The sequence below is a fragment of the Xanthomonas bromi genome, assembly GCF_900092025.1.
GTDB lineage: Bacteria > Pseudomonadota > Gammaproteobacteria > Xanthomonadales > Xanthomonadaceae > Xanthomonas > Xanthomonas bromi.
In genome coordinates this window covers 74,472-98,262 of the sequence record NZ_FLTX01000035.1, presented here as the reverse complement: position 1 = coordinate 98,262, position 23,791 = coordinate 74,472, and the positions used below count along the sequence as shown (strand labels likewise).

Here is a 23,791-nt window from a genome sequence, read left to right as displayed (position 1 = left end):
GCATCCGCCTGGTGCCCCGATCCGCCGAGCGCGGAAACACCTACCAGGTCGTCGTGTGCTGTGGATCCGATCTGCATGTTGTTCATGTCGTTGTTCCTGCGAGAGGACGGTCGCACCGCCTCGGTAGTGACGGTGCCAGTTCCGGCATACGCTGCTCGCTCATGCGAAGCCGATGCGGACGGCCATGGACGGATGCGCGGTCGGGTAATAGCGCCGGCCTTTATCGACATCGTTCAACAAGCGCGGCCGCAGCCCCGCCTTGTGCATGGTCGATGCCAGGGCGATGCAGAACTGCACCAGCTCCAGCCACACCAGGTGATAGCCGATGCAAACGTGCGGGCCGGTACCGAACTGCAGCATGTCAACCGGCCGAATCGGCTCGCTGCGTTGAAGCCAACGCGCCAGGCGAAACTGCTCCGGCGCTTCATGCAGCAAGGGCGAGTTTGAAAAATGCAGCAGCGGGATGCACAGATGGGTACCGGCCGGAATGCGCCGCTCGCCGAGTTGCAGATCCTGCACGGCTCGACGAGGCAATAACGTAGTCGCTGGATGGACGCGCAGGGTCTCGCGGAACAGTGCCTCGGCGACCGGGCACTGCGCCAGATCCGCAGGCTCGGTAGGCATCGCGCCCAGCCGCAGCGCCTCGTCGACCAGCGCCTCCCATAACATGGGCTGTCGTGCCAGCTCGATCACTATCCAGGCCATCGTCGAGGCGGTGGTGTCGTGGCCGGCCAGCAGCAGCAATCGAATGTTGGCGACCAGCACATCGTCGGCGAGCGCCTCGTCGCTGCCATCGAAAGCATTCACCATGTCGTTGATCAAGCCGGTGCGCGCGGCATGTGCGCGCGCGTCGCGGACGAACTGGCGCAGCTGGGCGTCGATCCAGTCGCGGGCAGCGCGGCCGCGGCGCAATGGCAGCCCGGGCAGATCCAGCGGGGGCGCGACGATCAATTGCAGCAGTTGCCGGTACTTGCGCTGCCACCCTGGCAGATCCTGCGCGGGGATACCCATCAGGCTGAAGATGAGAGTGAGCATCAGGCCGCCAGTTTCGCGCAGGATGGACACCTCGCCTCGATCGCGCCACGCCTGGATGCGCGCCTGAATGACGGGCGCGAACAGCGCGCCGATGCCGGCTTGGGTCAGTCCTCTGGGCAGGAATGCCGCCTTGATGGCATCGCGCGCCTGCCGATGCGCGATGCCATCTTGCGCGACCAGCGTCCCCCCCAGTAACTCCGGCGCGATCTCCTCGATCAACGCGGAAGATACGTCCTTGTGCCGGAGCAGCGCGAACGCGTCCGGATCCACGCAGGTCATGAGCTGTCCAGCGGGACCGAAATCAAGCCAAAAGTGGCTGCCCAGCGTGCGTTCGGCCTGCTGCAGAAGCCGTGGCAAGTCGCAGACGATGGCAGGAAGATGCCCGACCAGGGGAAACGCGCCCGGCATGACCGGGATGCCCTGCAGTGACCGGGGCCGTCGGTTCAGTGGGTTGCGCAGCACGTCCATCAGCGATCCGCCGCGGCAACGGTTCCGATGGCGTCGACGCCGGTGCGCGCCGTGCGACTATTGCCGCCGTCGGCGTAGGTCGGCACGTGCGCCAGCATGCCGCCATCGATGCACACCACCTGACCGGTGATGAACGCAGCCTCGTCGGAAAGCAGGAAGGTCACCAGCGCCGCCACGTCCTCGGGGCGACCGACGCGCGGCAGCAACTGGTGCCGGCGCAGATGCGCCTGCATTGACGCATCCAGCTTGGCCAGCAGGCGTTCGGTCATGATGAGTCCGGGCGCGACCGCATTGCAGCGAATCTGCGCATGCCCGTACTGGGTGGCCAGCGACGCCGACAGCATGTTCATCGCTGCCTTCGACGCGGCGTAGGCGGTCTGCGCGGTGTCGCCGCTGAGCCCCTGGCACGAGGACATGTTGACGATCGCGCCGCCGCTGCGGGCGATCATCCGCGCAATGCCCTCCCTGCAGCACAGGAGCGTGCCGCGCAGATTGGTCGCCATGGTCTGATCCCAGACCGCCAAATCGAGATCGAGGATCGCGCGGTCGTGCGGGGTCAACTGCATTGCGCTGGCGTTGTTGACCAGCAAGTCCACGCCACCGAAGTGCCGCGTCGCGGTCTCGAACAACGCGGCCACCGCCTGCGCATCGGCGATATCGGTCGCCACGGCCAGCGCGTCCCCCGTGTCGTCCATGATCTGCGCGGCGCAGGCGGTGACCGCCTGCGCATCGATGTCGGCCACCACCACACGGCCGCCCTCGCGCGCGATGGCTTGTGCGCAGGCCTTGCCGATGCCGGCACCAGCGCCGGTCACCACCGCCACCTTGCCGTCAAACCGTCCCATCGTGGCCTCCTGGACTGCGTGGCATGCATTCGGCCTGCGAAGAGTCAGGCCAGGCACTGGTGCGTGTCGCGTCTGTTGCGGCTTCGATGATCCGGATTGCGGCGACTGGACACTGGCTGGCCGCCAGCCGCGCCGCGGCGTGCAGCGACGGCGGAACCTCCGCCACGCATACCTCGGCGACGCCGTCAGGCTCGCGTTGGCGGAACACGCCCGGCAAGGTCAGCGCGCACTGACCGGTGGTCGCGCACAGCGCCTGATCGACCACGACACGCATCTCAGCCACCGTGCACCTCCTCCAGCCGCACCGGAAGGGCGCGGAACGTGCGCAGGAAACCGGATGGTTCCCGGGTCGGCGGCGCGGCCAACGCCAGCGTTGGAAAGCGCGCGTTAATACGCGGCAGGCTCTCGGCCAACTGCACCCGGGCCAGTTGCGCGCCCAGGCAGAAATGAATGCCGTGGCCGAAACTCAGCATCACCTTCCCGTCCGTCGACATGCCTGGGCTGGTGCCATGGAAGCGCGCCGGATCGAAGCGATCGGGATCGGCAAAGGCGTCCGGGTCGCGATTACCCGCTGCGATCAGCACGCGCACATCCGAGTCCTTCGGAATCACCACGCCACCCAATTCGATATCGCGTTGGGCGATGCGGGGAATGGAGCTGAACATGGCCGGCGCGTCGCAGCGCAGCACTTCCTCGACGAAGGCCTTCACGCCAGCGGCGTCGCCTTGCAGCCAGTGCAACTGCTCGGGATGCGCCAGCATCGTCAGAACCGCATGGTCGAGAGTGGCGGCGGTGGTGGCGAAGCCGCCCAGCAGCATGCCCCAGAGCATGCTGATCAGCTCCGCGTCCGAGAGCGCGTCGGCATCGTCGTCGTGCGCCCCGACCAGCATCGAGACGATGTCCTGCCGGGGGGCAGCGCGCTTGCGGTCGATCAGGTCGCCGAAGTAGTGCTGTACCCCGGCGCTGGCGGCATCCGCCGCAGCGAGTTGTGGATCGCTGGCGTGCGGGCTCAAGCCTTCCAGAATGGTTCCGATGCCGGTGGCCAGCCCGAATATGTCGTCCTGCGGCATGCCGAACAGTTCGGCGAACACTAGCATCGGCAGCGCCAGCGCGAACTCACGATGCAGATCCACCATTTCCCCGCGTTGCAACGCGGGCGCCATGGCATCCAGGCGATCGGCGACGATGCGTGCGATGCACGGCCGCAGCGCGTCGATCTGGCGCATGGTGAAATCGCGCGAGATCAGCCGGCGCAGGCGCGTATGCGTCGGCGGCTCCTTCATCGCCAGCGTGGAGGCCAGCAGTTGCATCGACAGGCTGGTCGCCGCACGCGGAAAGTAGCGCGCCAACTCGCCCGGCGCCGGGCCGCGGAAGGCGTCGCCGGTGGCCTTGAACGCCCAGTAGATATCGGCGTGGCGGCTCAGCAGGAACAGGCCCGAGGCCGCGCGATGCACCGGATCGTGCTCGCGCAGCCAGCGCATGAACGGGTACGGGTCATTGATGCACGCCGGCGATGCCAGCTCGGCGAAGGCATCGCGGCAGTTTGCGGTGGGTACTTCGTGTACGTCCATCTGGGTTACCTGTTGGCTGACGGATAGGCCTGACATGGCGAACGCGCCAGGCCTGAGCGGAAGATCGCCACCCCGGGGCGGCATGCGTATGTCACCAGCGCACCGGAAACGCCTCGAACCCGCCGGTGATGATTTCCTTGCGGAGCGTCAGATCTTCCGGCGCCACCGCCAGGCGCAGTGCGGGAAAGCGCTGGAAGATCGAACCGAACACCAGCTTCAGTTCCAGCCGGGCCAGCGCTACGCCGATGCAGTAGTGCGGACCATAGGAAAACGCCAGGTGCGGCTTGGCATCGCGGCCGATGTCGAAGACCTCGGGGTCGTCGAAATGGCGCGGGTCGAACGAGGTCGCCGGCAGGCCCACCAACACCTTGCTTTCGGCAGGGATGTCCACGCCGGCGATGCACACGTCGACCCGTGGGTAACGCATGATGCCGTCCCAGCCCGCGCCCGGCGGATACATGCGCAGGATTTCCTCGACGGCACTGTCCACCAGCGACGGATCGGCAACCAGGCGCTGGCGCTGTCGCGGATGGCGCAACAGCGCCAGCAGGCCGAACTCGATCTGTGCAACGGTGCTCTCGTGCCCCGCCACCAGCATGCCAGCCGCCAGACCGATCGCCTCTTCCTCGCTGGCCTTGCCCTGATCGACCGCCGCGAGCAGATCGGTCAGCAGATCGTCGCCCGGTGTCTCGCGCTTGCCGCGCATCTTGCCGCGGATGTAGGCGCGCAGTTCTTCCCAGGCCAGCCGCGACGCACTGCGTGGACCGTTCTCATGCTGATGCGTCATCACTTCATCGGACAGCCCGGCGAAGAAGGCGTGGTCTTCGTAGGGCACACCCATCAGTGCGCTGATGACCATCGCCGGAAGCGGAAACGAAAGATGCCGCCGAAGGTCGGCAGGCTGCGCCTGAGCCGCGAGCGTCTCGAACAACTGCGCGGCGATCGTCTCGACCTGTTGCGCGAGCAGCTTCACCCGGCGATTGCTGAAGGCCGGCGCCACGATCGTGCGCAACCGGGCATGCTCGATCCCCTCGTGGGAAACCAGCCAGCCAGGCGACCCAAGAATCACCGAGTCCGGCGTGAACTCCGCCGGCGGCATGCCGGCGGGCCGAAACGCCGCATCGGACAGCACTGCCTTGGCTTCATCGTAGCCGGTGACCCACCAGCCTTCGTGTCCGGACGGGAAACGCACGCGATGGATCGTGCCGTTGGCGAGCAACGCCAGCATGTCGGGCGAAGGTTCGATGTGATCGACGCGCCACATCGGTAGCGTCGGCAACGAATGGTCTGACATGGCGCTCATTCTCTAGTCGATGGAAGGGCGAAAGGTGACCGGCAGGCGTTGCGGGCAGCGAATGACGTAGGACGGCATGTAGGTCACGTCTTCGGCGGCGATGGCCAGCGCCAAATCATCCAACCGTTCAAACAGCGCAGGAAAGGCGCAGCGCAGTTCCAGGCGTGCCAGCGCAGCGCCCAGGCAGAAGTGCGGGCCCTGACCGAACGACAGATGGGGGTTATGGCGGCGAGTGACATCGAACCTGTCGGCGCCTGGACCGAAGGCCTGCTCGTCGCGATTGGCCGCATGGAACGCCATCAGCACGGCATCGCCGCGGCGCACGGGGCAGCCTGCAATCTCCATGTCCTGAGTGGCATAACGAAACGGAAGATTCGCCACGCTGCTGCACCAGCGCAATATCTCCTCGATGGCCTGCGACCACGGCACCTGGCCGCTGCGCACCAAGTGCAATTGCTGCGGATGGGTCAGCAAGGCCAGCACGCCATTGCCGATGACGCCGGTGGTAGTCACGAAACCCGCGGAGAGCACCATGAACAGCATGTCGATGAGTTCGGTATCGGAGACCAGTTCGCCGTTATCGCGCCCGGCGATCAGCGCCGAGGCCAGATCGTCGCCTGGCTCGCGCCGCTTGCGCACGATCAACCGATGGAAGAACTCCGGAATGCGCTGGCGCGTCTGTTGAACCTCCTCCGCGGTGGCTGAGGTGTTGGCCAGGCTATTGGTGAGTGCGACGATCTCATCGCGCTGGTCGTCCGGTAGACCGAACAGGTCGGCAATCACGCTGGTGGGAAGCGCAATGGCGAATTCACGCATCAACTCGGCGCTGCCATGCCGCGCCATCCCTGCCAGCAGCCTATCGACGCAGTGTTCGATGCGCGGCGCCAGCAAGGCGATGCGGCTAGGTGCGAAACTCCTCGCGAGCAGACCGCGCAGGCGCTGGTGGTCGGCACCATGCGCGGTGACCATGTTGTCCAGCTTGCACATCCCGATCAGCGGATGATGCTCAGGAATCTCTCCGTCCTGCAGCGCCCGCCATTGCCGCCAATCCCGGTTGAAGCGCTGGTCGGCGAGTAGCCGTCCGAGCGTGTCGTGATGGCCTGCAGCCCAGGTCACGACATTGCCGGGAAGCGCTACCCGCGCCATTCCCGGCCGCTGCAGAATCGCGGAGGACAAAGAATCCAGTTGCGTGGGAGCGACCGAAACATCGATTACGTCGCAATGATTGTTTTCTGGGCACATGCCAAAATTCCTTGAATGGCGGCAGCACAATCTCAGGATTAAGGCAAAGCCTCGCGCAGTGCACTGGTCGAAGAAGAGGGCGAGTCCCTAGGCGATGGAGACGACGACTCGGATGGCACGGCCTGCTCTGTGGCATGGCTTGGATAATGCTCAGATGACCCAGCCGGACTCAGCTTTGAACTGCATAGTTCCATGTTGATCTTCTGCGGTGACTGTAGGAGCAAGTTTGGAGGGGAGCGTTCCGATTTGCTTCGCCTCACCGAAATACTGGCTAGGGCGACGAAGCATTGACGCGGAGGATTCCCTAGCCTCCGCCAAACAGCTGATCACCTACCTGCCGGCATTGCACCGGCTGCGATGGTCTTTTCGGGTTTGAGACGCCCAGGCTTTCCTAGACATCTCAAGGCCATGGAAAATGGCGAATTCGGAGGTGTCCATGAGCAGTAAGCGGTATACAGATGAGTTCAAGGTCGAGGCGGTCGGCCAAGTGACCGATCGCGGGTTTAAAGTGGCAGAAGTCGCCGAGCGCCTGGGTGTTACCACGCACGGCCTGTACGCCTGGCTGCGCAAGTTCGGCAAGCCCGGCGTCGTGCAGCGCGCCGAGGTGGACCAGAGCGCGGAGGTTCGGCGCCTGAAGGCCGAGTTACGCCGAGTGACCGAGGAGCGCGACATTCTAGAAAAGGCCGCCGCGTACGTTGCCAAGGGGTAAACACAAGGTACGCCTTCATGCAGAGCCATCGCGGGGAATGTAGGCTGTGCGCGATGTGCCGGGTGTTGCGGGTGAACCGGGCCGGTTACGACGCTTGGCTCAAGTCGCCCAAGAGTGAGCGCGCCAGGGAAGACGAACGCCTGCTGGGTTTAATCAAGCGCCAATGGCTGGCCAGCGGCAGTGTCTATGGGCATCGCAAGATCACCAAGGATCTGCGCGATCTGGCGGAGCGTTGCAGTGGACGTCGCGTGCATCGGCCGATGCGCTCGGAAGGAGTGCGAGCGCAGGTGGGCGATGCGCGCAAACCCCGCTTCCACGGCGGGGCCGGATGCGCAGCGGCGGCCAACCTGCTTGATCGGCAGTTCGAGGTAACCGTGCCGGGCATGGTGTGGGCAAGCGATTTCACGTTCATCACCCTGGGCATATCACTGGCCACATTTGCCGGTTGGCTGGCGGGACTGGGGTGCGAAGCCACCGGCATCGCGCACTGGCTATCGCCGCGCAACAGCACACGCAAGCTCTATTCGACGCTGCGCGTCGGTCGCGAAGCGTTGGTCAGGCGCTGGCCAATGGAACCTGTTTCGCGCTGGCTAGCTCGCTTGCGCGCACTGCACGACCCAGTGCGGGACCAGATGACGCTGGTACTGTAAAACGTGGGGATACCTAAGAACCTGACCCCTTGGGCCGCAGGCTGGGGAGCACGCCGACGATGGCATTGTAAGCGGGGCGCCAGCGCAAATCCTTCGTGTTCCCAAACATGACTTCGGTGAACCAACGACATCCAGAGAGTTCCTCGCCAGACTTGTTCTTCAGGTCACTGTTGGAGATCAAAATGGGTCTGTGCGTTTCTAAGCCGAGCGTGGCCGGATCAACTGAACAAGCCGCATATGACGGGCAAGAGTCGCCGCAAGCCTCCACTGTTTCCAGCTTTGAAAGCGTCATGTCGCCGCAATCGCCGGAGCTATCAGCGCTGAGGGTCTCCCTGGGGACGCGTCCCGACCGGTTGCGAAGGTGCGGAGATGAATCTCTGGAGCAGCATCAGATCCAGCAGGCGGCTTATCACATGGGAGCATATGTTGTTGGCGACGAAGTCACCAGCCCGACAAGACTCGCGACAGCCGGGCAAACTGTTAACGACGTCCGCCTGATCCTCAAGCATGGCCGAGGAAACGTTAAAGCGGACGACGTTCCCTCCAAAGGCCATAATGGCATCGGATCATCAGTTGCAAAATCGGCAGCGGACGCCCATGGCAAGCTTGCTATGGGCGTCGTCATGGGAGCAGCGGTCTGCGATCAGTCCGCTCCCCTTTGCGCCATCCTCCATGCTCCCCATATGGCGGTCAACGAGAGGAGTGTGACTGCTGATGCTGCCGTACCGATGAAAGAGATAACCCGCGACGGAAATGAGATCCCAGTCAAAGCGGGGCATATCTGGAACGAACTGAGGCGCGGAAGGCGCGACCCGAGGTCAACTGTAGTCATGGATGCCTGGGCCAACGGTCCGGCTGTTCGATTGAAAGACAGCGCATGGAACGGAGAGCCAGCCCAGGAAGGTCGTTGGTCGATGGAAAAAAGCAGCGCCGAAGCTCTGAAAAACCGTCTTGAAGGGTTAATTCCATTAATACATCCGGACGAAGATCAACATACTGCCAAAGTACTTAGATATCATCAAAAAAAACCTACAGCATGGGAAAAATATGCAGAACCACAAGTGATCTCATCCAGGTTTGCCGCTGAGGTACGCAACGCACTGGCCCATGTTCCTGAAAGCCAACAGAGGGATATCGCATCTCGGATGATTCAAGAGACTTACGGAATGAATCCTCGATCGCACGCGCACCAAGACGCAGTGGAATCAGTTCTGGCGGCAGTCAACCAATTGGACTCGCTGCCCCGGCCTCCTGTCGTGCCGCCTGGATGATGAACAGCAATGCGCCCGATCGAAATGATCGGGGTGGATATCCTGAGGGTCGTCAGGGATTTGTCAGCCCCCCGTAACGTTGATCCAGCCATAGTTAGAGGCCTCCGGGACCGATCCTGGCGCCTGAATACGCGGACGTTCAATCACGCATGCAGCGCGGCAACCCGTTCATTGCCGCGCCAGATTGCCTCAGGTCAGCGGCGCTCATGCACACTAGGCGGCGCAGCGGATACCGGCTCTGCCGGTGTGCTGATCCCGCAATCACTGGTCCCATGCAGCGACTTTCCCAAACCTTGCCGGCAGTGCACGCGATGGCTGCGCAACTCCGCCGGCCACTGGACGGCTTGCGCAGGCAGCTGCGCGCCAACGATCTATGGTTCATCGCCCTGGCTGCGCTGGTGGGGCTGATCGCGGCCGGGTTGATGGTGCTGCAGGCAGGTATCGCGCACAGCCTGCAGAGCTGGCTGTACGCGCTCGCGCCCGAGCAGCGGCTCAGCACGGCCGCATCGATGACGGCCACGCAGTTGCTGGTGTTGCCGCTGGGCGGCTTACTGGTTGGCCTGGTGACGCTGATGGCGCGGCGGCGCAAGCGCGCACTGGTGGATGCGGTGGAAGCCAATGCCTTGCATGGCGGGCGCATGTCGATGCGCGACAATCTGATCGTTGCGGTGCAGACCTTGTTGTCCAACGGCTTCGGTGCGTCGGTGGGGCTGGAGGCGACCTATACGCAGATGGGGTCGGGCGCCGGCTCGCAGCTGGGGCGCATCTTGCGCGTGCGGCGTGCGGACATGCGAACGCTGGTGGGCGCCGGCGCGGCCGGTGCGATTGCCGGTGCCTTCGGTGCGCCGCTGGCCGGTGCGTTCTATGCGTTCGAGATCGTCATCGGCGCCTATACGCCATCGGCGTTGGCGCCGGTGGCCGCTGCCGCATTGGCCGGCGCCTTCATGGCCAACGCCCTGGGCGCTGCGCCGTATTCGTTGCCCGCTGCAGTGGCCTACCAATTGCAGCCGCGCGACTATGCGGTCTACATCGCGCTGGGCTTGCTGTGCGCGCTGATCGGCATTGCGGTGATGCGCCTGGTCGCCGGGATCGAGCGTGGCGTGGGACGCATCAATCTGCCGGTGTGGGGGCGCCCGGTCATCGGTGGGCTGGTGCTGATTCCGCTGGCGATGTATTCGCCGCAGGTGCTGTCGTCAGGGCATGGCGCGTTGCATCTGGATCTGACCAGCAGCAGCACCTTGCAGATGCTCGCGATCCTGTTGGTGCTCAAGTGCATTGCGTCGGGGATTTCACTGGGCTTCGGCTTCCGCGGCGGCCTGTTCTTCGCCTCGTTGTTCATGGGCTCGCTGGTGGGCAGCCTGTTCGCGGTGGGCCTGAACCTGTTGCTGGGCGCGTCGGTGGTGGACGCCACCAGTGCCTCGCTGGTGGGCATGGCGGCGCTGGCGGCGGCCATTGTCGGTGCGCCGATGACGATGGCCATGTTGATCCTGGAAGGCACGCACGATTTCGTGCTGGCCAGCGCGGTGATGGTGGCGGTGCTGGTGGCCAATACCGTGGTGCGGCAGGTGTTCGGTTATTCGTTCTCCACCTGGCGGCTGCACCTGCGCGGCGAAAACATCCGCAGTGCGCGCGATGTGGGTTGGGTGCGCAATCTGTCGGCCGGCAAGATGATGCGCAAGGATGCCAACCACACGGCGCACGACATCAGTGTGGGCGAATTCCGCAGGCGTTTCCCGTTGGGTTCCACGCAGCGCGTGGTCCTGGAAGATGCAGCCGGGCACTATGCCGGCGTGGTGCCATTGGCCGTGCTGTATGCCGACAACGTGCAGCTGGACGCGCCGGTGGGCGACTATGCCAAGCACCGCGATGCGGCGTTGCTGGCCAACACCGACATCGTGGCGATCATGAAAGTCTTCGATGCGACCCAGGCCGATGAGCTGGCGGTGATCGACAACGACCGCAAGGTGCTGGGCGTGCTGTCGGAGGGCTTTGTGCGCAAGCGCTATGCCGAAGAGCTGGAAAGGCGCGAGCGCGAACTGATGGGCGAACGTGTGGTCGGCGATGACTGAGCCGCGTGCTGGCGGTAGCGGCTGAAGCGGCAGGGCGCGTGGTGGTTCGGCACGGCCACCGAGTGTCGCCGGTGTCTCCCGCAACGCCATGCGCGCGCGATGCATGGGGCTTGCCCATCGCAGCAACACCATGCGCTGGCGGCACGCATCTCTAGCGGCCTGCGCGTTGGCGACGCTCACGCGCAGGTGGCGGTGCTCATCTTCGACTGCTCGACGCGTGTGCGCAGCAGTGTCGTGTCATCGGGTTGTGCACACGTGCATCGGCGCGTTAGCATCGACATTCGTCCAAAGCGCTCTCCTCCGACACATGACGCCACCCTGACCTGACGCATCACGCGCTCGCAGTTTCTGCGAAGGTCCAGGTATTCGACGTTCATGTAATCGCGCCGTGTGTTTGCCGGTGCGCGGAGTTGTTTCAATGTCCAGAGTGTTCTCGTTGCGCCAGCAATGGCTCGGCAACGTGCGTGGCGATGTGCTCGCCGGCATCGTGGTCGCGCTTGCGCTGATTCCCGAAGCCATCGCGTTTTCGATCATTGCCGGCGTCGACCCCAAGGTCGGGCTGTACGCGGCGTTCTGCATCGCGGTGGTGACCTCCATCGCCGGTGGTCGGCCCGGCATGATTTCTGCCGCCACCGGTGCAATGGCGTTGTTGATGGTGGATCTGGTCAAGGACCATGGACTGCAGTATCTGCTGGCGGCCACCGTGCTGGCCGGCGTGCTGCAGCTGATCGCCGCGGTATTTCGCCTGGGCGCACTGATGCGCTTCGTTTCGCGCTCGGTGATCACCGGTTTCGTCAATGCGTTGGCGATCCTGATCTTCCTGGCGCAGTTGCCGGAATTGGTTGGCATGCCGTGGCCGGTCTACGCAGTGTGTGCAGCGGGCCTGGCGATCATCTATCTGCTGCCGCGCTTCACCACGGCGATTCCTTCGCCGCTGGTCGCCATCGTGGTGCTGACGGCGGTGTGCGCGTACTGGCACATCGAGATCCGCAGCGTGGGCGATATGGGCCGTCTGCCCGACAGCCTGCCGGTCTTCCTGCTGCCGGATGTGCCGCTGACGTGGGACAGCCTGCGCATCCTGCTGCCGGTGTCGACGACGCTGGCGGTGGTGGGCTTGCTGGAGTCGTTGATGACGGCGCAGATTGTCGAAGACCTGACCGATACCCCGTCACAGCGCAACCGCGAGTGTGCAGGCCAGGGGGTGGCGAACATGCTGGCCGGTTGCTTCGGTGGCATGGCCGGCTGCGCGATGATCGGGCAATCGGTGATCAACGTGCGCTCGGGCGGACGCGGGCGCTTGTCGTGCCTGGTGGCCGGCGTGGTCTTGCTGCTGATGGTGGTGTATGGCGCGCACTGGGTGCGTCAGATTCCGATGGCGGCCCTGGTGGCGGTGATGATCATGGTCAGCATCGGTACCTTCAGCTGGGGCTCTCTACGCGATCTGCGCACGCATCCCGGGAGTTCGTCGGTGGTGATGCTCGGCACCGTCGCGGTCACGGTGTGGACGCACGATCTGGCCCGCGGCGTGCTGGCCGGGGTGCTGCTGTCGGCGCTGTTCTTCGCGCGCAAGGTCGGGCGCATGTTGCAGGTGCAGGCCAGCGAGCGTGAGGACGGTGTGCGCGTGTATGCGGTACGCGGCCAGGTGTTCTTCGCATCGGCCGGGCAGTTCGTGTCCAGCTTCGATTTCCTGGGTACGCCGCCGGCGGTGCTGATCGATCTGAGCCACGCGCACTTCTGGGACATCAGTGCGGTGGCGGCGCTGGATCGGGTGGTGCTCAAGCTGCGCGCGCATGGCGCCGAGGTCGAGGTGATCGGCGTGAATCAGGCCAGCGACACGCTGATCGAAACCCTAGGAACCCATCGGCGCGATGGGGCGCGCCTGCAGCTGGGTCACTGAGTTCTGCTGCTCGTGCGCAACCAGCTCGGCCGTCGGCACCGTCGTGTGGCGTGCATGTTCGTCCAGCAACGCGGACACGCGGCGATGGCAGTCGCGGAAGGCCAGCGCGGAGGCCGGCATGTCGCAGGCATCGAAGGTCCTGGCTTCGGCCTTCCAGGCGGCGAGCAGGTCTTCCAGGTCGCGGATCAAGCTCGGCATGCTGGTCACTCCGTGGGGGGTGGCATTAGTTACGGCCACAGCTGCCGGCCGGATGCAGTCGCGCTCGCTCGTCGCTTGCGTGACCGTTTGGATTGCGCGGCGCTCGGGCAGGACACGTGCGCGTCACATCGGCGGGAGGAGGGTGGTATCGCGGTCTTTCACCACTGGAGTTGACCATGGGCAACGACGAAAACGGCAATCGCGGCGTGGACGATCCGACCCCGCCCAATGGCGTCAAGGCGCCAGGCAGGGGCACTGCGCCGATCCAGGAAGGCCCTGCGCAGGACAGCGAGATCGATGACGATGATGGCATCGAAGACCCGATGAAGGACGACGATGATCTGGGCGACGAAGACGACGACCAGTAAGCGCATCGCAGCGTTGCGCGTGGCCGTGTATTGCTGAGACGCGCATGCCGCCGGTTGCACGGAATGTGCTGGCTGCGGCGGTCCAGCCTGCCTAGACTTGCGGATTGCCCATCCTGTGACGTTCATGGATACCTCGTTGCCACCATTGCCCAGCATCGCGCTGGGCCAGTACCGCCATTTCAAAGGCGGCCGTTATGAAGTGCTCGGTGTCGTGCGGTGTAGCGAAACGCTGGCACCGCTGGTGCTCTACCGCCCGTTGGACAGTGACATCGGTCTGTGGGTACGCCCGTATGCGATGTTCGTCGAGCGGGTCGAGGTGGAAGGGGTCGCACGTCTGCGGTTCGAGCCGCTGGAATAAGTGCCGCTTGGAATGTCCGTGGCCACGCGCTTGCCTGCAGCCGATGTCAATGCCGTGACTGTTGCGTCCTCCACGCCTGTGCTCACGCCCGATGGCCGTTATCTGATCGTACGCGGCCGGCTCTGGCGCACCGCCAACCCGCATCTGCGCGACGACGTCCGTGCCGGGCTGGTCAGCGCGTTGATGGACGCGCGACGCGCGGTCAAGGCGGCCAGGCGCGACGACGATGCCGGGCGGCTGGCCGCGGCGCGCGCGGCGGTTGACCGTGCCAAGACGGCCTTGGGAGAACGCGGCCTGGTGTGGTGGAGCGATGGCGCACACGATTTCAATCGGCATCTGGTCAAGAACACCCCGTATGCGGATTGGTTTGCAGCGCTTGTTGCGCACGATGCCTGAGTGCCCGTTGCAGTGGGCGGGGTTGGCCGCTGCCTGCAACGACAACGAGGCCCGGATGTCCCGGGCCTTGCGCTGGATCAGACGCCCAGAGTTGGCACATGTCTCTCAGCCCAGGTCGCAATTGCTCGGCTGCGGCCAGATGGTGGACGGCAGCATCGCTTTCACGGCGGCCGGTGCGCTGATGCCGATGGTGCTGGCGCCGTAGAGGTCTTCGAGTTCGTCGATGCTGACGATGTAGCTGTCCAGCGAACCCAGGTTGGCGCTATTGGGAATCAGCCAGCTGATGGCGCGCGAACCGCCGCTCGGGTTGGCGGTGATGATGGTCTTCCAGAAGAAATCCGGGGTGCGGATGCCGTGGCTGGTGAGGAAGTAATCATTGCTGGTGTCGCTGTAGATCACTCCGCCATAGACCTGCACGCTGGCGATGTCGCGGTAGCACTCGGCCACATTCTCGGCGCGGACCCAAATGCCCTGATTGAAGCTGGCCACCTGCGGCACGATGTTGCTCATGAGGTTGGCGCTGCGGATATAGCTTGCGTTGTAGTCCATGTGGTTGGAGGTCACCAGATGGCCGCGGTCGAAGCCGGAGCGCACGCTGGCATACGAGGCGGTGGAGGTCTGCCCGGCGCAGCCGCTGGGCAGTTCGGTATCCAGGTTGAAGCTGGACGGACGCGCAGCCGAACCCGTGTCGGTCTGCAGCACATATTCGTAACGCAGCGCGGTGCGGTTGGTGCAGTCGTATGTCAGCGTATAGCCGCCCTTGTTGAGGGTAACGACCTGCGCTTGCGCTGCGGCGCTGAAGGCAGTGAGAAGCAGAACGACGAAGAAAGTCCTGAAGCGCATGGGAGTGAATCTCCTTGAAATCAATCGGACGCACGAGACCGCCGCCGGCTGTGCATGCGCACAGCGACGTTGCAGCGAACGCGCGCTAAGGGGAGAACAGAAGGCTCGCTGCGGAGCGAGCGCGACTAGCTATCGCATGCGAACGTTGCTCTTTGGTGACGTAGACATGAGGAGCATGCAATTGCTTGAATTTTTGCTTCGACGTGCGACCTAGCGCTCACCTGTCGGCATGCCGGCGATGCCCTCAAGGATGCGGATGATCTCGACGATGGTCTTCGACGACGTCCGCTGCCGGCATGGCGCCACGATCACTTCGCGCGGCGCGGCAACATGAAAACCACGCACTGGCAAGCCAGGCGCGGTCTATCGCACGTTTCAATGATGCCAAGCGCGCTAATCCCTTGTCGTGAGGGCGCAGGTCTGTTGCGAACGCCGTGCGGGGCAGGTCGAACGATGCGGCGCGCTTCGCCAAGAGCGGTGACGTCGTGGCCGGCAGTTTGACCACCACCTTGATCTCGAACCGGAAGCCGGCCAGCCAGGTCACGCCGACCGCGGTGACGGTGGGGTAAGGTGCCGGCCCCCAATCGCTGACCCATGTGTCCCACATCGCCTCCAACACGACATCGGGGTTGACCATGAACAAGGTGACGTCGACCACGTCCTGCGAGGTACAGCCGGCTGCGGCGAGGATGGCATCCAGGTTGGCGAAGGCGCGGGCGATCTCGGCATCCAGCTCGGGCTCGGGCGAGCCGTCTTCGCGGCTGCCGACCTGGCCGGCGACGAACAGCAGGCCTTCGGCATGCACCGCCGGCGCGTAATGGTGGCGCTCGTACAGGGCGTGACGCCCTTGCGGGAAAACAACGTCGCGTGTGGCCATGGGATTCTCCATCGACGTGCATCAGATCGGGCGTTCACGTTAGACGCGTCTGCAGGCGCGATAAATCGGCAGGATCGACCAACACTGTTTGTAGAATCCAAACAATCTTGGAGTCGGGGGCAACGGTGGATCGGTTCGATGCAATGCAGGCGTTCGCACGTGTGGTCGAGACCGGCAGCTTCACCAAGGCTGCCGAACAGCTGCACATGAGCCGGGCCAGCGTGACCCAGCTGGTGCAGCAACTGGAAGCGCGCCTGCGGGTGACGTTGCTCAACCGCACCACGCGCCGGGTGCAGTTCACTGCCGACGGCGCAGCCTATTACGAGCGTGTGCTACGCCTGCTCGCGGACATGGACGAGGCCGAAACCAGTCTGTCTGCCGCAGCGACGTTGCCACGCGGGCGCCTGCGTGTGGATGTCCCCAGCCCGTTGGTGCGGCTGATCTTGATGCCGGCATTGCCGGCTTTCATGCGCGTTATCCGGATATCCAGCTGGACATGGGCGTGAGCGACCGTCGCGTGGATCTGATCGGCGCAAATGTGGATTGCGTGATACGCGGCGGCACCATCACCGACCAATCGCTGATCGCGCGCCACGTGGGCGACCTGCAGGCTGGCGTGTACGCAGCGCCCGGTTATCTGCAGCGGCTGGGAACCCCGACGCACCCGGCGGAGTTGGAAACGACCCAGCATCGCTGCGTCGGCTTCATGCGCTGGCGCAGCAGCAAGACCGTGCCGTATGTGATGCAACGCGGCGACGAAGCGGTGCGCGTGCGCGGCCGCCATGTGGTGGCCGCCGACGATGGCAACGCGTACCTCGCCGCCGGGTTAGCGGGCATGCGTGTGCTGTGGCTGCCGGTGTACATGGCCAACGCGCATGTGGCCAGCGGCGAGCTGGTGCCGATCTTCCAGGACTGGCAGCTGGAAGCGATGCCGTTGTCGATTGCCTTCCCACCCAACCGCCACGTCAGCGCCAAGCTGCGTGTTTTCATCGATTGGGTGATCGCGCTGGTGGACGCGCATGCGCCGTTGATGACGCCCGCTCCACGGTAAGCGCTGCGGTATTGCGCGGCGCTATCGTTTCACTTCGCGTTGCACCGGATACCGCCAGCCGCTGATCGCCGCATAGGGCGAGCGTGCGGACACCCACTGCAGGCGCGCATCGCCATCGGCGCGGAACGCAGCATCGTTGGCCAGCTGATGCTCGAATTGGCGGCGCAATGCGGCATCGCTGCGCAAGACGCGTTCGCTGAATTCAATCAGCTCGGTGGCAGACAACCCGCTGTCGGGGCTGTCGGCGTTGCGGAAACGTCCGCTGGCCAGCAGCGAATCGTTGCTGCGCGGTTCCAGCAACGCAGCGGCCAACATGCGCATCGGCTGATCGGCTGGCACTCGGATGCTGCCGGCAGGAAAGACTTCCTCCACCTCGTGGGTGTGCGGGATCTGCTCGTTGCCGGTCTTGGCGATATGCATCTGCTGCACCGTGCGCTGGGCGGGTTGCTGCAGACGTTCGTAGTGGATGCCGTGCGCGTCGAGGGCGCGCTGGTGTCGATGGGTTGCGCGTTGAGCGCTGCGCCGGCGAACAGTGCGAGGGCCAGCACGTTGGCGACGCGCCGGGTGCTGCGCGATGTGTTGCAGGCATCGGCGTGAGCACGCGGGTGTCGGTCGGATGCGTGGAGAGCGTGGTGCGGGTTGCAGCTGCCCGTACCGGAAGTCATGTGGGGCGTGAGGGTCTCGCGTGGTGGATAGCTGGGTGTGCGGGTGCCCGCATGCCGTGGCGGCGCGCATGGCTCTGGGCTGGGTGTGTCTGCTGTCCGGCGCTGGTCGCTGGTGTGCAAGAGCAACGCGACCAGCGCTGTCAGGAGTGTCCAGGCGGCTAGCAAGCCAAGGCTGACGAGGTTGCCAATCTGGCCTCTGAGCAATGTGATAACGTATCATTCACATGACATTTCTTAGTTGTGCCTTTTGAGTTTTCCAATGACTTCCGCGATTTCAATCTCCGAGCTGCACGTTGGCTACCGTGGCCGCGCGGTCCTGCAAGGGCTGAACCTTGATGTCGCGCCCGGTACCGTCTATGCCTTGCTGGGCGGCAATGGCGCCGGCAAGTCGTCCACGCTGTCCACGTTGCTGGGCTTCGTCACACCCGTCTCCGGCAGCTTGCGGGTAGATGGCGTGGATCCGGTCGCCGACCCCGGCAAGACGCGTGCGCGGCTGGCCTATCTGCCGGAGAACGTGGCGCTCTATGAACACCTGAGCGCGCTGGAAAATGCAGACTATCTGCTCGCCTTGGCCGGCCAGCGCCGCAGTCAGGCCGCCATCGGCGAGGCATTCGCGGCCGCTGGCCTGCAGCGCGACGCCTGGTCGCAACGGTTGGCAGGGTTCTCCAAGGGCATGCGGCAAAAGGTGGCGATTGCCGTGGCCACGCTGCGCGAGGTTCCCGTGTTGCTGTTGGACGAGCCCACTTCCGGGCTGGATCCGCGCGCCATCGCCGATTTCAACCGCCTGGTGAGCAGCGCGCGCGCGCGCGGCGCTGCGGTGCTGATGGTTACGCACGATCTGCTCGGTGCGGTGGATGTGGCCGACCGCATCGGCTTTCTCGAAAACGGCCGGATTGCCGACGAGATCGGCGCTGGCGACAGCGGCTTCGATGTGCGCACCCTGCATGCGCGTTTCGCGCGTCCACAGGACCAGGCAGCATGAGGCTGCATGCATGAGTCCCGTGGTGTTGGTCGCACGCGAAGAACTGCGCTTTATGGCGCGCAACCGTTCCGCTGCCATCGGTGTGGTGTTGCTGATGTTGCTCACCTTGGTGGCGGCGTTGACCGCTGCGCACCATCAGCGCGAAGTCGCCGACTTCCGTGCGCGTCAGCAACAAGCCGCACAGCACGCCTTCGAAGCGCAACCGGACCGGCATCCGCATCGTGTGGTGCACTACGGCCACTTCATCTATCGGCCGTTACCGGCGCTGGCCGCATTCGATTCCGGCGTGGATGCGTTCACTGGCAACAGCATGTTTCTGGAAGGCCACCGCCAGAACACCGCCAACTTCGGCGATGTGCGTCAGAGTTCGTTGCTGGTGCGTTTCGGCCAGTTGACGCCTGCGTTCGTGCTGCAGGTGCTGGCACCGCTGATGCTGGTATTCCTGGGCTATGGCGCAGTGGCGCGCGAGCAGGAAACCGGTACCTTGCGCGCGCTGTTGCTGCAGGGCGCCACGCGCAGGCAATTGCTCGGTGGCAAATACCTCGCGCTAGCTGCGGTTGCAGGCGCCTGCCTGTTGCCGGCCCTGGTCGGCCTGGCACCCATCGCATTGTTGCCGGGGCAAGCGCCGCTGGTTGCGCTGCTGGTGCTGGCCTATAGCGTGTATCTGCTGGTGTGGTGCGCGCTGGTGCTGGTGGTGTCGATACTGTGCCGGCGCGGCCGCGATGCGCTGCTGGTGTCGCTCGCGGTATGGGTCTGGCTGGCCTTGCTGGTCCCGCGGATAGCGCCTGACGTGGCCAGTGCCGCGTATCGCCTGCCGACCCGTTTGGAAACCGACGTGGCGATTCAGCGCGACCTGCGCACGCTCGGCGACAGCCACAATCCGGACGACCCGCACTTTGCGCAATTCAAGCAGCAGACGCTGGCCCGTTACGGCGTGCAGCGTGTGGAAGATCTGCCGGTCAACTACAAAGGCTTGCTGGCCCTGGAAGGCGAGCGGCTGACCGCAAGCCTGTTCGAGCGTTACGCAGGCCGCGATGCGTCCATCCAGCAGCAACAGAATCTGCTGGTGCGCGCCTGTGCGCTGCTAAGCCCGACGGTGGCGCTGCGCGACGTCTCGATGACGCTGGCAGAAACCGATCTGCGCGCGCACCTGCGGTTCCTGGCGCAGGCCGAACACTATCGCTACACCTTGGTGCAGCAGCTCAATCGCCTGCAGGCCGATGCGGTGCGCATGGCCGACGACACCGCGCAGGACGCCGGCGCCGACCGCCGCAAGCGTATTTCGTCGGAACACTGGCATGAGATTCCGGTGTTCGCCTTCCAGCCGGCCGCCGCCACCGACGTGATCGGTACGGCAGGCGCGGCGTTTGGCCTGATCGGCGCCTGGTTGCTCGCTGCGCTGTGCCTGCTGGTTGCAGCCGGGCGACGTGTGGGAGTGGCGCGCTGATGGTGCTGTGGAAATACGAACTGCTGTTGCTGCTGCGCGCACGTGCGGCGCTGGCCGGGCTGTTGTTGCTTGCAGTGCTGACCGTCTGCAGCCTGTTGTCCGGGCAGCACGTGATTGCAGCGCAACGCGACAACATCGCGAAGATTGCAGCGTTGCACCGCGAAGACAGCGCTGCGGTGGAAGATTACGTGGTGCGTTCCAACGATGCTGGGAGCGCGGCCTATTACAGCTTTCACCCTACCTGGGACACGCCATCGCCACTGGCGTTTGCGGCAGTGGGCATGCGCGATGTGTCGCCGTACATCTTGCGTGTGCGCGCGCTGGGGTTGGAAGCGCAGATCCATGACGGCGACAGCTACAACCCCGAGCTCGTCCTGGCTGGCCGCTTCGACTATGCGTTCGTGCTGGTGTTCCTGTTGCCGCTGTTCGTGATCGCGCTGCTGTTCGATCTGCGGTCCGGCGAGCGTGAAGCCGGCCGGGCACGCATGCTCGCTGCGTTGCCGGGTGCGGGCACCGCGTTGTTGGTGCGACGTGTGGTGGTGCGCGCGGCGGCAGTGCTGTTGTGCCTGAGCGTGCCGTTTGTCATTTTCGCAACGCTCAATGCGGTGCCGTGGCTGCAGCAACTGGCAGTGCTCGCGCTGAGCTGCGCGTATCTCGTGTTCTGGGTGCTGCTGTCGGTGCTGGTTGGGCGCATCCAGTGGCGGCCTGCGGCGCATGCCACGGCGTTGGCCAGCTGCTGGGTAGTGCTGGCGCTGGTGGCGCCGGCGCTGGCGCACGTGGCAATCAATCAGGCGGTGCCGGTCAACCAGGGCACCGAGATCGCGCGGCTGCAGCGCGAGGCAGTCAACCGTGCCTGGGATATTCCGCGCCAGAACACCATGCAGGTGTTCTATGCGCGCAATCCGCAGTGGGCCGATTCCGCGCCGCTGACCGAAGCGTTCCACTACAAGTGGTACTTCGCATTTCACGAAAATGGCGACCAGCAGGTAGCGCCCCAGGTGGCAGCGTATCGCCAAGGGCTGCAGCGGCGCGAAGCGCTGGCGCAACGCGTGGCCAGCGTGCTGCCGCCGGTTGCGCTGCAGGCGGCGCTGACCCGCCTGGCCGACACCGATCTGCAGGCACAGCTGGCGTATCAGGACCGCATTCGCGCGTATCACCGGGCGCTGCGCACCTTCTACTACGGTTATCTGTTCCGCGACCGCCCGTTTACGCGCGACGACTTCGGACGCGCGCCACGGTTCGATGCAACGGCCGATCCTGCGTCATAGCGACAGCCGCGTTTCACCTCTTGTCCTTTCGTTTTTTCACTTGCGTCCCGGACGTGCTGCGCCCGGGTCTTTCAGGAGTTCTACCCGATGCCCGTGTTCCCGCGCCGCCACATGTTGCACACGCTGCCCTTGCTCAGTCTGCTGGCCTGCGCCTGCGGCATTGCCTGTGCGCAGGCTGCCGAACTGCAGGCGCGCGATCTGGATGCGGTGCAGGTGCGCAGCCAATACACGCCATACCGCGCGCTGAGCATTACCGGCGCCACCAAGACCGATGCGCCGCTGCGTGATTTGCCGATCAGTGCACGCGTGCTAGACCGGACGTTGCTCGACGATGCCGGGATCACCGATCTGGCTGGCGCGCTGGAGCTGGCCAGCGGCATCACCAAGGCCAATAACCTGGGCGGGCTGTGGGACAGTTATTCGGTGCGTGGCTTCACCGGCGACCCGAATTTCAGTTCGGACTACATGGTCAACGGCTTCAACGCCAGCCGCGGTTACAACGGCCTGCGCGATGCCGCCAACACGCAGAGCATCGAGGTCATCAAGGGGCCGGCGTCGGCGTTGTACGGGCGTGGCGAGCCGGGTGGGGCGATCAACATCGTCACCAAGAAGCCGCTGTTTCAGCCGCAGAACAGCCTGGATGTGTCGGCCGGTCGCTTCGACAATTATCGCGCCGCCGTCGACAGCACCGGCCCGCTGAGCGAAAACGTGGCGTACCGTTTGAACGCGATGCACAAGGACCAGCACAGTTTTCGCGACACCGTCGACAGCGACAACACCTTGCTGGCGCCGTCGCTGTTGTGGATGCCGACGCCCGACACCACGGTGTCGTATGAGTTGGAGGCGGTGCGTCTCCATACGCCATTCGATCGCGGCGTGACCGCCATCAATGGCGATGCCAACCGGCTACCGGCGTCGCGCTTTCTGGGCGAGCCGCGCGATGGCGATATCGATTTGCATTCCACCGGGCACCAGCTGTTCGTGGTGCATGGTCTGAATGCAACGTGGTCGTTGCAGGGTGGGGCGAGCTACCGCGATAGCGGCATGCGCGGATTTTCCACCGAGCCGTGGACATTGCAGGCCGACCAGCGCACCCTGCGCCGCGAACGCCGTTACCGCGATTACCAGGGCCGCGATATCGCGGCGCGTGCGGAATTGCTTGGCAACCTGCAGGCGGGCAGTGTGGTGCATCACGTCTTGTTCGGCATCGACGGCAACCGCTTCGACGACAGCCGTTTTCAGCAACGTGCCCGTTCCGCGGCCACGCCATACAGCATCGACGTGCTGGCGCCGCGCTATGGCGTGGCACAGCCAGGGCGGCTGTCCACCATTACCGATACCGATGAGCGCCAGCAGGTGTGGGGTGCGTACGCGCAGGATCAGATCGATCTGAGTACGCGCTGGAAGGCCTTGCTCGGGCTACGCTACGATCACTACCAACAAGACCTGGACAACCGCTTGCGCGGCACGACCCAGCGCGCTTCCGACGGTGTGGTGAGCCCGCGTGCGGGCATGACGTTCCATCTCGACGATGCGCTCTCGCTGTATGCGAGTGCGGCGGCGGGTTTCCGCCCCAACAGCGGGGTCGGCGCCAATGGGCAGAGCTTTGCACCTGAAAAGAGCCGCGCGCTGGAGACCGGGCTGAAATACGTGCAGCCCGGCGATGGTCTGGAAGCCACGCTGGCCACGTTCCGCATCGACAAGAAGAACGTGTTGAGCCTGGACCCGGCCGACACCAGTTTTTCGTTGCCGGTGGGCCAGATGCGCAGCCAAGGCGTGGAACTGGATCTGCTCGGCAGATTGACCCCGCGCCTGGCCGCATCGGTGGGCCTGGCTTATACCGATTCGCAAGTGACGCGCAGCAGCGCTGCCGCCGCCGCTACCGGGCTGGCCGAGGGCCGGCGGTTTCCGAATGTGCCGCGTTTCAGCGGCAACGCGTTCTTGAATTACGAACAGCCGTTGACCGGAAAACGCAGCGCGGCAGTGGGTCTGGGCGTGTCGCGCACTGGGGAGCGGCTCGGTTCGGTCGATAGCAACACCGATTTCGTGCTGCCGGCGTACACCGTGTGGCGCTTGGTCGGCCATTACGATCTGAGCGATCGGCTACGCCTGTATGCCAAGGTCGAGAACCTCACCGATCGCCGCTACGCCGCGTTTTCGTATAGCGAACAGTGGGTGTATCCGGGGGCACCGCGCAGCTGGACAGTGGGCGCGCATTTGCGGTTCTGACGCGTGCGCGCTGCCCTTAGTCTGGCTCAGCAAGAACGCTGAGCGCACGGTGTCGATA

Annotated in this window: 19 protein-coding genes and 5 pseudogenes; 13 read left to right on the top strand and 11 right to left on the bottom strand. The window is 64.6% G+C overall.

The genetic code is table 11. The annotated features are described in order from the left end of the window. Positions 1–159 precede the first annotated feature (159 nt). From XBLMG947_RS11165 to XBLMG947_RS11140, 6 genes are all read right to left on the bottom strand, one after another. On the bottom strand, positions 160–1,503 hold the full coding sequence (locus XBLMG947_RS11165) for a cytochrome P450 (RefSeq protein ID WP_065468650.1): 1,344 nt from the start codon (positions 1,501–1,503) through the stop codon (positions 160–162). Further along, on the bottom strand, positions 1,503–2,348 hold the full coding sequence (locus XBLMG947_RS11160; protein WP_065468648.1) for a glucose 1-dehydrogenase: 846 nt from the start codon (positions 2,346–2,348) through the stop codon (positions 1,503–1,505). Before XBLMG947_RS11160 ends, XBLMG947_RS11165 begins: the two co-directional genes overlap by 1 nt. Beyond that, entirely contained in the window at positions 2,335–2,622 is a 288-nt protein-coding gene (locus tag XBLMG947_RS11155; protein WP_065468646.1) for a ferredoxin, read from the bottom strand. Before XBLMG947_RS11155 ends, XBLMG947_RS11160 begins: the two co-directional genes overlap by 14 nt. Position 2,623: 1 nt before the next feature. Further along, on the bottom strand, positions 2,624–3,919 hold the full coding sequence (locus XBLMG947_RS11150; protein ID WP_065468644.1) for a cytochrome P450: 1,296 nt from the start codon (positions 3,917–3,919) through the stop codon (positions 2,624–2,626). Between the two features lie 91 nt (positions 3,920–4,010). Continuing rightward, a complete protein-coding gene (locus tag XBLMG947_RS11145; RefSeq protein WP_065468668.1) occupies positions 4,011–5,213 on the bottom strand; it encodes a cytochrome P450 in 1,203 nt (400 codons plus the stop codon). A gap of 12 nt (positions 5,214–5,225) precedes the next feature. Then, positions 5,226–6,389, bottom strand: coding sequence for a cytochrome P450 family protein (locus XBLMG947_RS11140; RefSeq protein WP_245228159.1), 1,164 nt, complete (start codon positions 6,387–6,389; stop codon positions 5,226–5,228). A gap of 502 nt (positions 6,390–6,891) precedes the next feature. Here XBLMG947_RS11140 and XBLMG947_RS21540 point away from each other — a divergent pair. Beyond that, positions 6,892–7,814, top strand: a pseudogene (locus XBLMG947_RS21540) (IS3 family transposase). A gap of 383 nt (positions 7,815–8,197) precedes the next feature. On the opposite strand, the pseudogene XBLMG947_RS11125 reads toward XBLMG947_RS21540, so the two are convergent. Then, positions 8,198–8,593, bottom strand: a pseudogene (locus tag XBLMG947_RS11125) (hypothetical protein); the annotation flags it as partial. 51 nt (positions 8,594–8,644) lie between these two features. On the opposite strand from XBLMG947_RS11125, the gene XBLMG947_RS22630 reads away from it, so the two are divergent. The 3 genes from XBLMG947_RS22630 (at position 8,645) to XBLMG947_RS11115 (ending at position 13,051) form a co-directional block, all read left to right on the top strand. Continuing rightward, positions 8,645–9,085 carry a hypothetical protein gene (locus tag XBLMG947_RS22630; protein ID WP_139074386.1) on the top strand — a complete coding sequence of 147 codons (441 nt, stop codon included), beginning with the start codon at positions 8,645–8,647 and terminating at the stop codon, positions 9,083–9,085. 311 nt (positions 9,086–9,396) lie between these two features. Further along, complete coding sequence (locus XBLMG947_RS11120) at positions 9,397–11,154, top strand: chloride channel protein (RefSeq protein WP_065468640.1); 1,758 nt, start codon at positions 9,397–9,399, stop codon at positions 11,152–11,154. A gap of 418 nt (positions 11,155–11,572) precedes the next feature. Next, entirely contained in the window at positions 11,573–13,051 is a 1,479-nt protein-coding gene (locus XBLMG947_RS11115) for a SulP family inorganic anion transporter (RefSeq protein WP_065468638.1), read from the top strand. Here the strand turns inward: XBLMG947_RS11115 and XBLMG947_RS11110 are convergent. Then, complete coding sequence (locus XBLMG947_RS11110) at positions 13,004–13,249, bottom strand: hypothetical protein (protein ID WP_065468664.1); 246 nt, start codon at positions 13,247–13,249, stop codon at positions 13,004–13,006. The genes XBLMG947_RS11115 and XBLMG947_RS11110 overlap by 48 nt on opposite strands. A 176-nt stretch (positions 13,250–13,425) precedes the next feature. Here XBLMG947_RS11110 and XBLMG947_RS11105 point away from each other — a divergent pair, with 176 nt between their 5' ends. From XBLMG947_RS11105 to XBLMG947_RS11095, 3 genes are all read left to right on the top strand, one after another. Continuing rightward, positions 13,426–13,617, top strand: a complete 192-nt coding sequence (locus XBLMG947_RS11105; RefSeq protein WP_065468636.1) for a hypothetical protein — start codon at positions 13,426–13,428, stop codon at positions 13,615–13,617. Positions 13,618–13,741: 124 nt separating this feature from the next. Continuing rightward, positions 13,742–13,975: a DUF1653 domain-containing protein gene (locus XBLMG947_RS11100; protein ID WP_065468633.1), complete on the top strand. Its 234-nt coding sequence runs from the start codon at positions 13,742–13,744 to the stop codon at positions 13,973–13,975. A gap of 54 nt (positions 13,976–14,029) precedes the next feature. After that, entirely contained in the window at positions 14,030–14,371 is a 342-nt protein-coding gene (locus XBLMG947_RS11095; protein ID WP_245228158.1) for a hypothetical protein, read from the top strand. 105 nt (positions 14,372–14,476) lie between these two features. On the opposite strand, the gene XBLMG947_RS11090 is transcribed toward XBLMG947_RS11095, so the two are convergent. Both XBLMG947_RS11090 and XBLMG947_RS11085 read right to left on the bottom strand, forming a co-directional pair. Next, positions 14,477–15,214: a DNA/RNA non-specific endonuclease gene (locus XBLMG947_RS11090; protein WP_065468629.1), complete on the bottom strand. Its 738-nt coding sequence runs from the start codon at positions 15,212–15,214 to the stop codon at positions 14,477–14,479. A gap of 487 nt (positions 15,215–15,701) precedes the next feature. Next, positions 15,702–16,091: pseudogene (locus XBLMG947_RS11085) on the bottom strand (Rid family hydrolase); the annotation flags it as partial. Positions 16,092–16,198: 107 nt separating this feature from the next. On the opposite strand from XBLMG947_RS11085, the pseudogene XBLMG947_RS11080 reads away from it, so the two are divergent. Next, positions 16,199–17,142, top strand: a pseudogene (locus tag XBLMG947_RS11080) (LysR family transcriptional regulator). Positions 17,143–17,163: 21 nt separating this feature from the next. Here XBLMG947_RS11080 and XBLMG947_RS11075 read toward each other — a convergent pair. Beyond that, a pseudogene (locus tag XBLMG947_RS11075) lies at positions 17,164–17,625 on the bottom strand (M14 family metallopeptidase); the annotation flags it as partial. Between XBLMG947_RS11075 and XBLMG947_RS23180 the strand changes: the two are divergent. From XBLMG947_RS23180 to XBLMG947_RS11055, 5 genes are all read left to right on the top strand, one after another. Then, a complete protein-coding gene (locus XBLMG947_RS23180; protein ID WP_167352020.1) occupies positions 17,557–17,739 on the top strand; it encodes a hypothetical protein in 183 nt (60 codons plus the stop codon). The pseudogene XBLMG947_RS11075 and the gene XBLMG947_RS23180 sit on opposite strands and share 69 nt — an antisense overlap. 327 nt (positions 17,740–18,066) lie before the next feature. Further along, a complete protein-coding gene (locus XBLMG947_RS11070) occupies positions 18,067–18,789 on the top strand; it encodes an ABC transporter ATP-binding protein (RefSeq protein ID WP_065468626.1) in 723 nt (240 codons plus the stop codon). 10 nt (positions 18,790–18,799) lie between these two features. Next, positions 18,800–20,236, top strand: a complete 1,437-nt coding sequence (locus XBLMG947_RS11065) for an ABC transporter permease (RefSeq protein WP_065468624.1) — start codon at positions 18,800–18,802, stop codon at positions 20,234–20,236. Then, positions 20,236–21,504, top strand: a complete 1,269-nt coding sequence (locus XBLMG947_RS11060) for a DUF3526 domain-containing protein (RefSeq protein ID WP_065468622.1) — start codon at positions 20,236–20,238, stop codon at positions 21,502–21,504. Before XBLMG947_RS11065 ends, XBLMG947_RS11060 begins: the two co-directional genes overlap by 1 nt. Positions 21,505–21,591: 87 nt before the next feature. Next, positions 21,592–23,733 (top strand): TonB-dependent siderophore receptor, encoded by a 2,142-nt coding sequence (locus XBLMG947_RS11055; protein ID WP_065468620.1) that lies wholly within the window; start codon positions 21,592–21,594, stop codon positions 23,731–23,733. Positions 23,734–23,791 lie beyond the last annotated feature (58 nt).

Excerpts from the sequence above, each read along its gene's own strand:
- XBLMG947_RS11070 (WP_065468626.1), top strand. The coding sequence starts at position 18,067 with ATGACTTCCGCGATTTCAATCTCCGAGCTGCACGTTGGCTACCGTGGC.
- XBLMG947_RS11115 (WP_065468638.1), top strand. The coding sequence starts at position 11,573 with ATGTCCAGAGTGTTCTCGTTGCGCCAGCAATGGCTCGGCAACGTGCGT.
- XBLMG947_RS11100 (WP_065468633.1), top strand. The coding sequence starts at position 13,742 with ATGGATACCTCGTTGCCACCATTGCCCAGCATCGCGCTGGGCCAGTAC.
- XBLMG947_RS11155 (WP_065468646.1), bottom strand. The coding sequence starts at position 2,622 with ATGCGTGTCGTGGTCGATCAGGCGCTGTGCGCGACCACCGGTCAGTGC.
- XBLMG947_RS11120 (WP_065468640.1), top strand. The coding sequence starts at position 9,397 with ATGGCTGCGCAACTCCGCCGGCCACTGGACGGCTTGCGCAGGCAGCTG.
- XBLMG947_RS11055 (WP_065468620.1), top strand. The coding sequence starts at position 21,592 with ATGCCCGTGTTCCCGCGCCGCCACATGTTGCACACGCTGCCCTTGCTC.
- XBLMG947_RS23180 (WP_167352020.1), top strand. The coding sequence starts at position 17,557 with ATGCATCTGCTGCACCGTGCGCTGGGCGGGTTGCTGCAGACGTTCGTA.
- XBLMG947_RS11060 (WP_065468622.1), top strand. The coding sequence starts at position 20,236 with ATGGTGCTGTGGAAATACGAACTGCTGTTGCTGCTGCGCGCACGTGCG.
- XBLMG947_RS11105 (WP_065468636.1), top strand. The coding sequence starts at position 13,426 with ATGGGCAACGACGAAAACGGCAATCGCGGCGTGGACGATCCGACCCCG.
- XBLMG947_RS11110 (WP_065468664.1), bottom strand. The coding sequence starts at position 13,249 with ATGCCGAGCTTGATCCGCGACCTGGAAGACCTGCTCGCCGCCTGGAAG.
- XBLMG947_RS22630 (WP_139074386.1), top strand. The coding sequence starts at position 8,645 with ATGGATGCCTGGGCCAACGGTCCGGCTGTTCGATTGAAAGACAGCGCA.
- XBLMG947_RS11160 (WP_065468648.1), bottom strand. The coding sequence starts at position 2,348 with ATGGGACGGTTTGACGGCAAGGTGGCGGTGGTGACCGGCGCTGGTGCC.
- XBLMG947_RS11145 (WP_065468668.1), bottom strand. The coding sequence starts at position 5,213 with ATGTCAGACCATTCGTTGCCGACGCTACCGATGTGGCGCGTCGATCAC.
- XBLMG947_RS11065 (WP_065468624.1), top strand. The coding sequence starts at position 18,800 with ATGAGTCCCGTGGTGTTGGTCGCACGCGAAGAACTGCGCTTTATGGCG.
- XBLMG947_RS11165 (WP_065468650.1), bottom strand. The coding sequence starts at position 1,503 with ATGGACGTGCTGCGCAACCCACTGAACCGACGGCCCCGGTCACTGCAG.
- XBLMG947_RS11150 (WP_065468644.1), bottom strand. The coding sequence starts at position 3,919 with ATGGACGTACACGAAGTACCCACCGCAAACTGCCGCGATGCCTTCGCC.
- XBLMG947_RS11090 (WP_065468629.1), bottom strand. The coding sequence starts at position 15,214 with ATGCGCTTCAGGACTTTCTTCGTCGTTCTGCTTCTCACTGCCTTCAGC.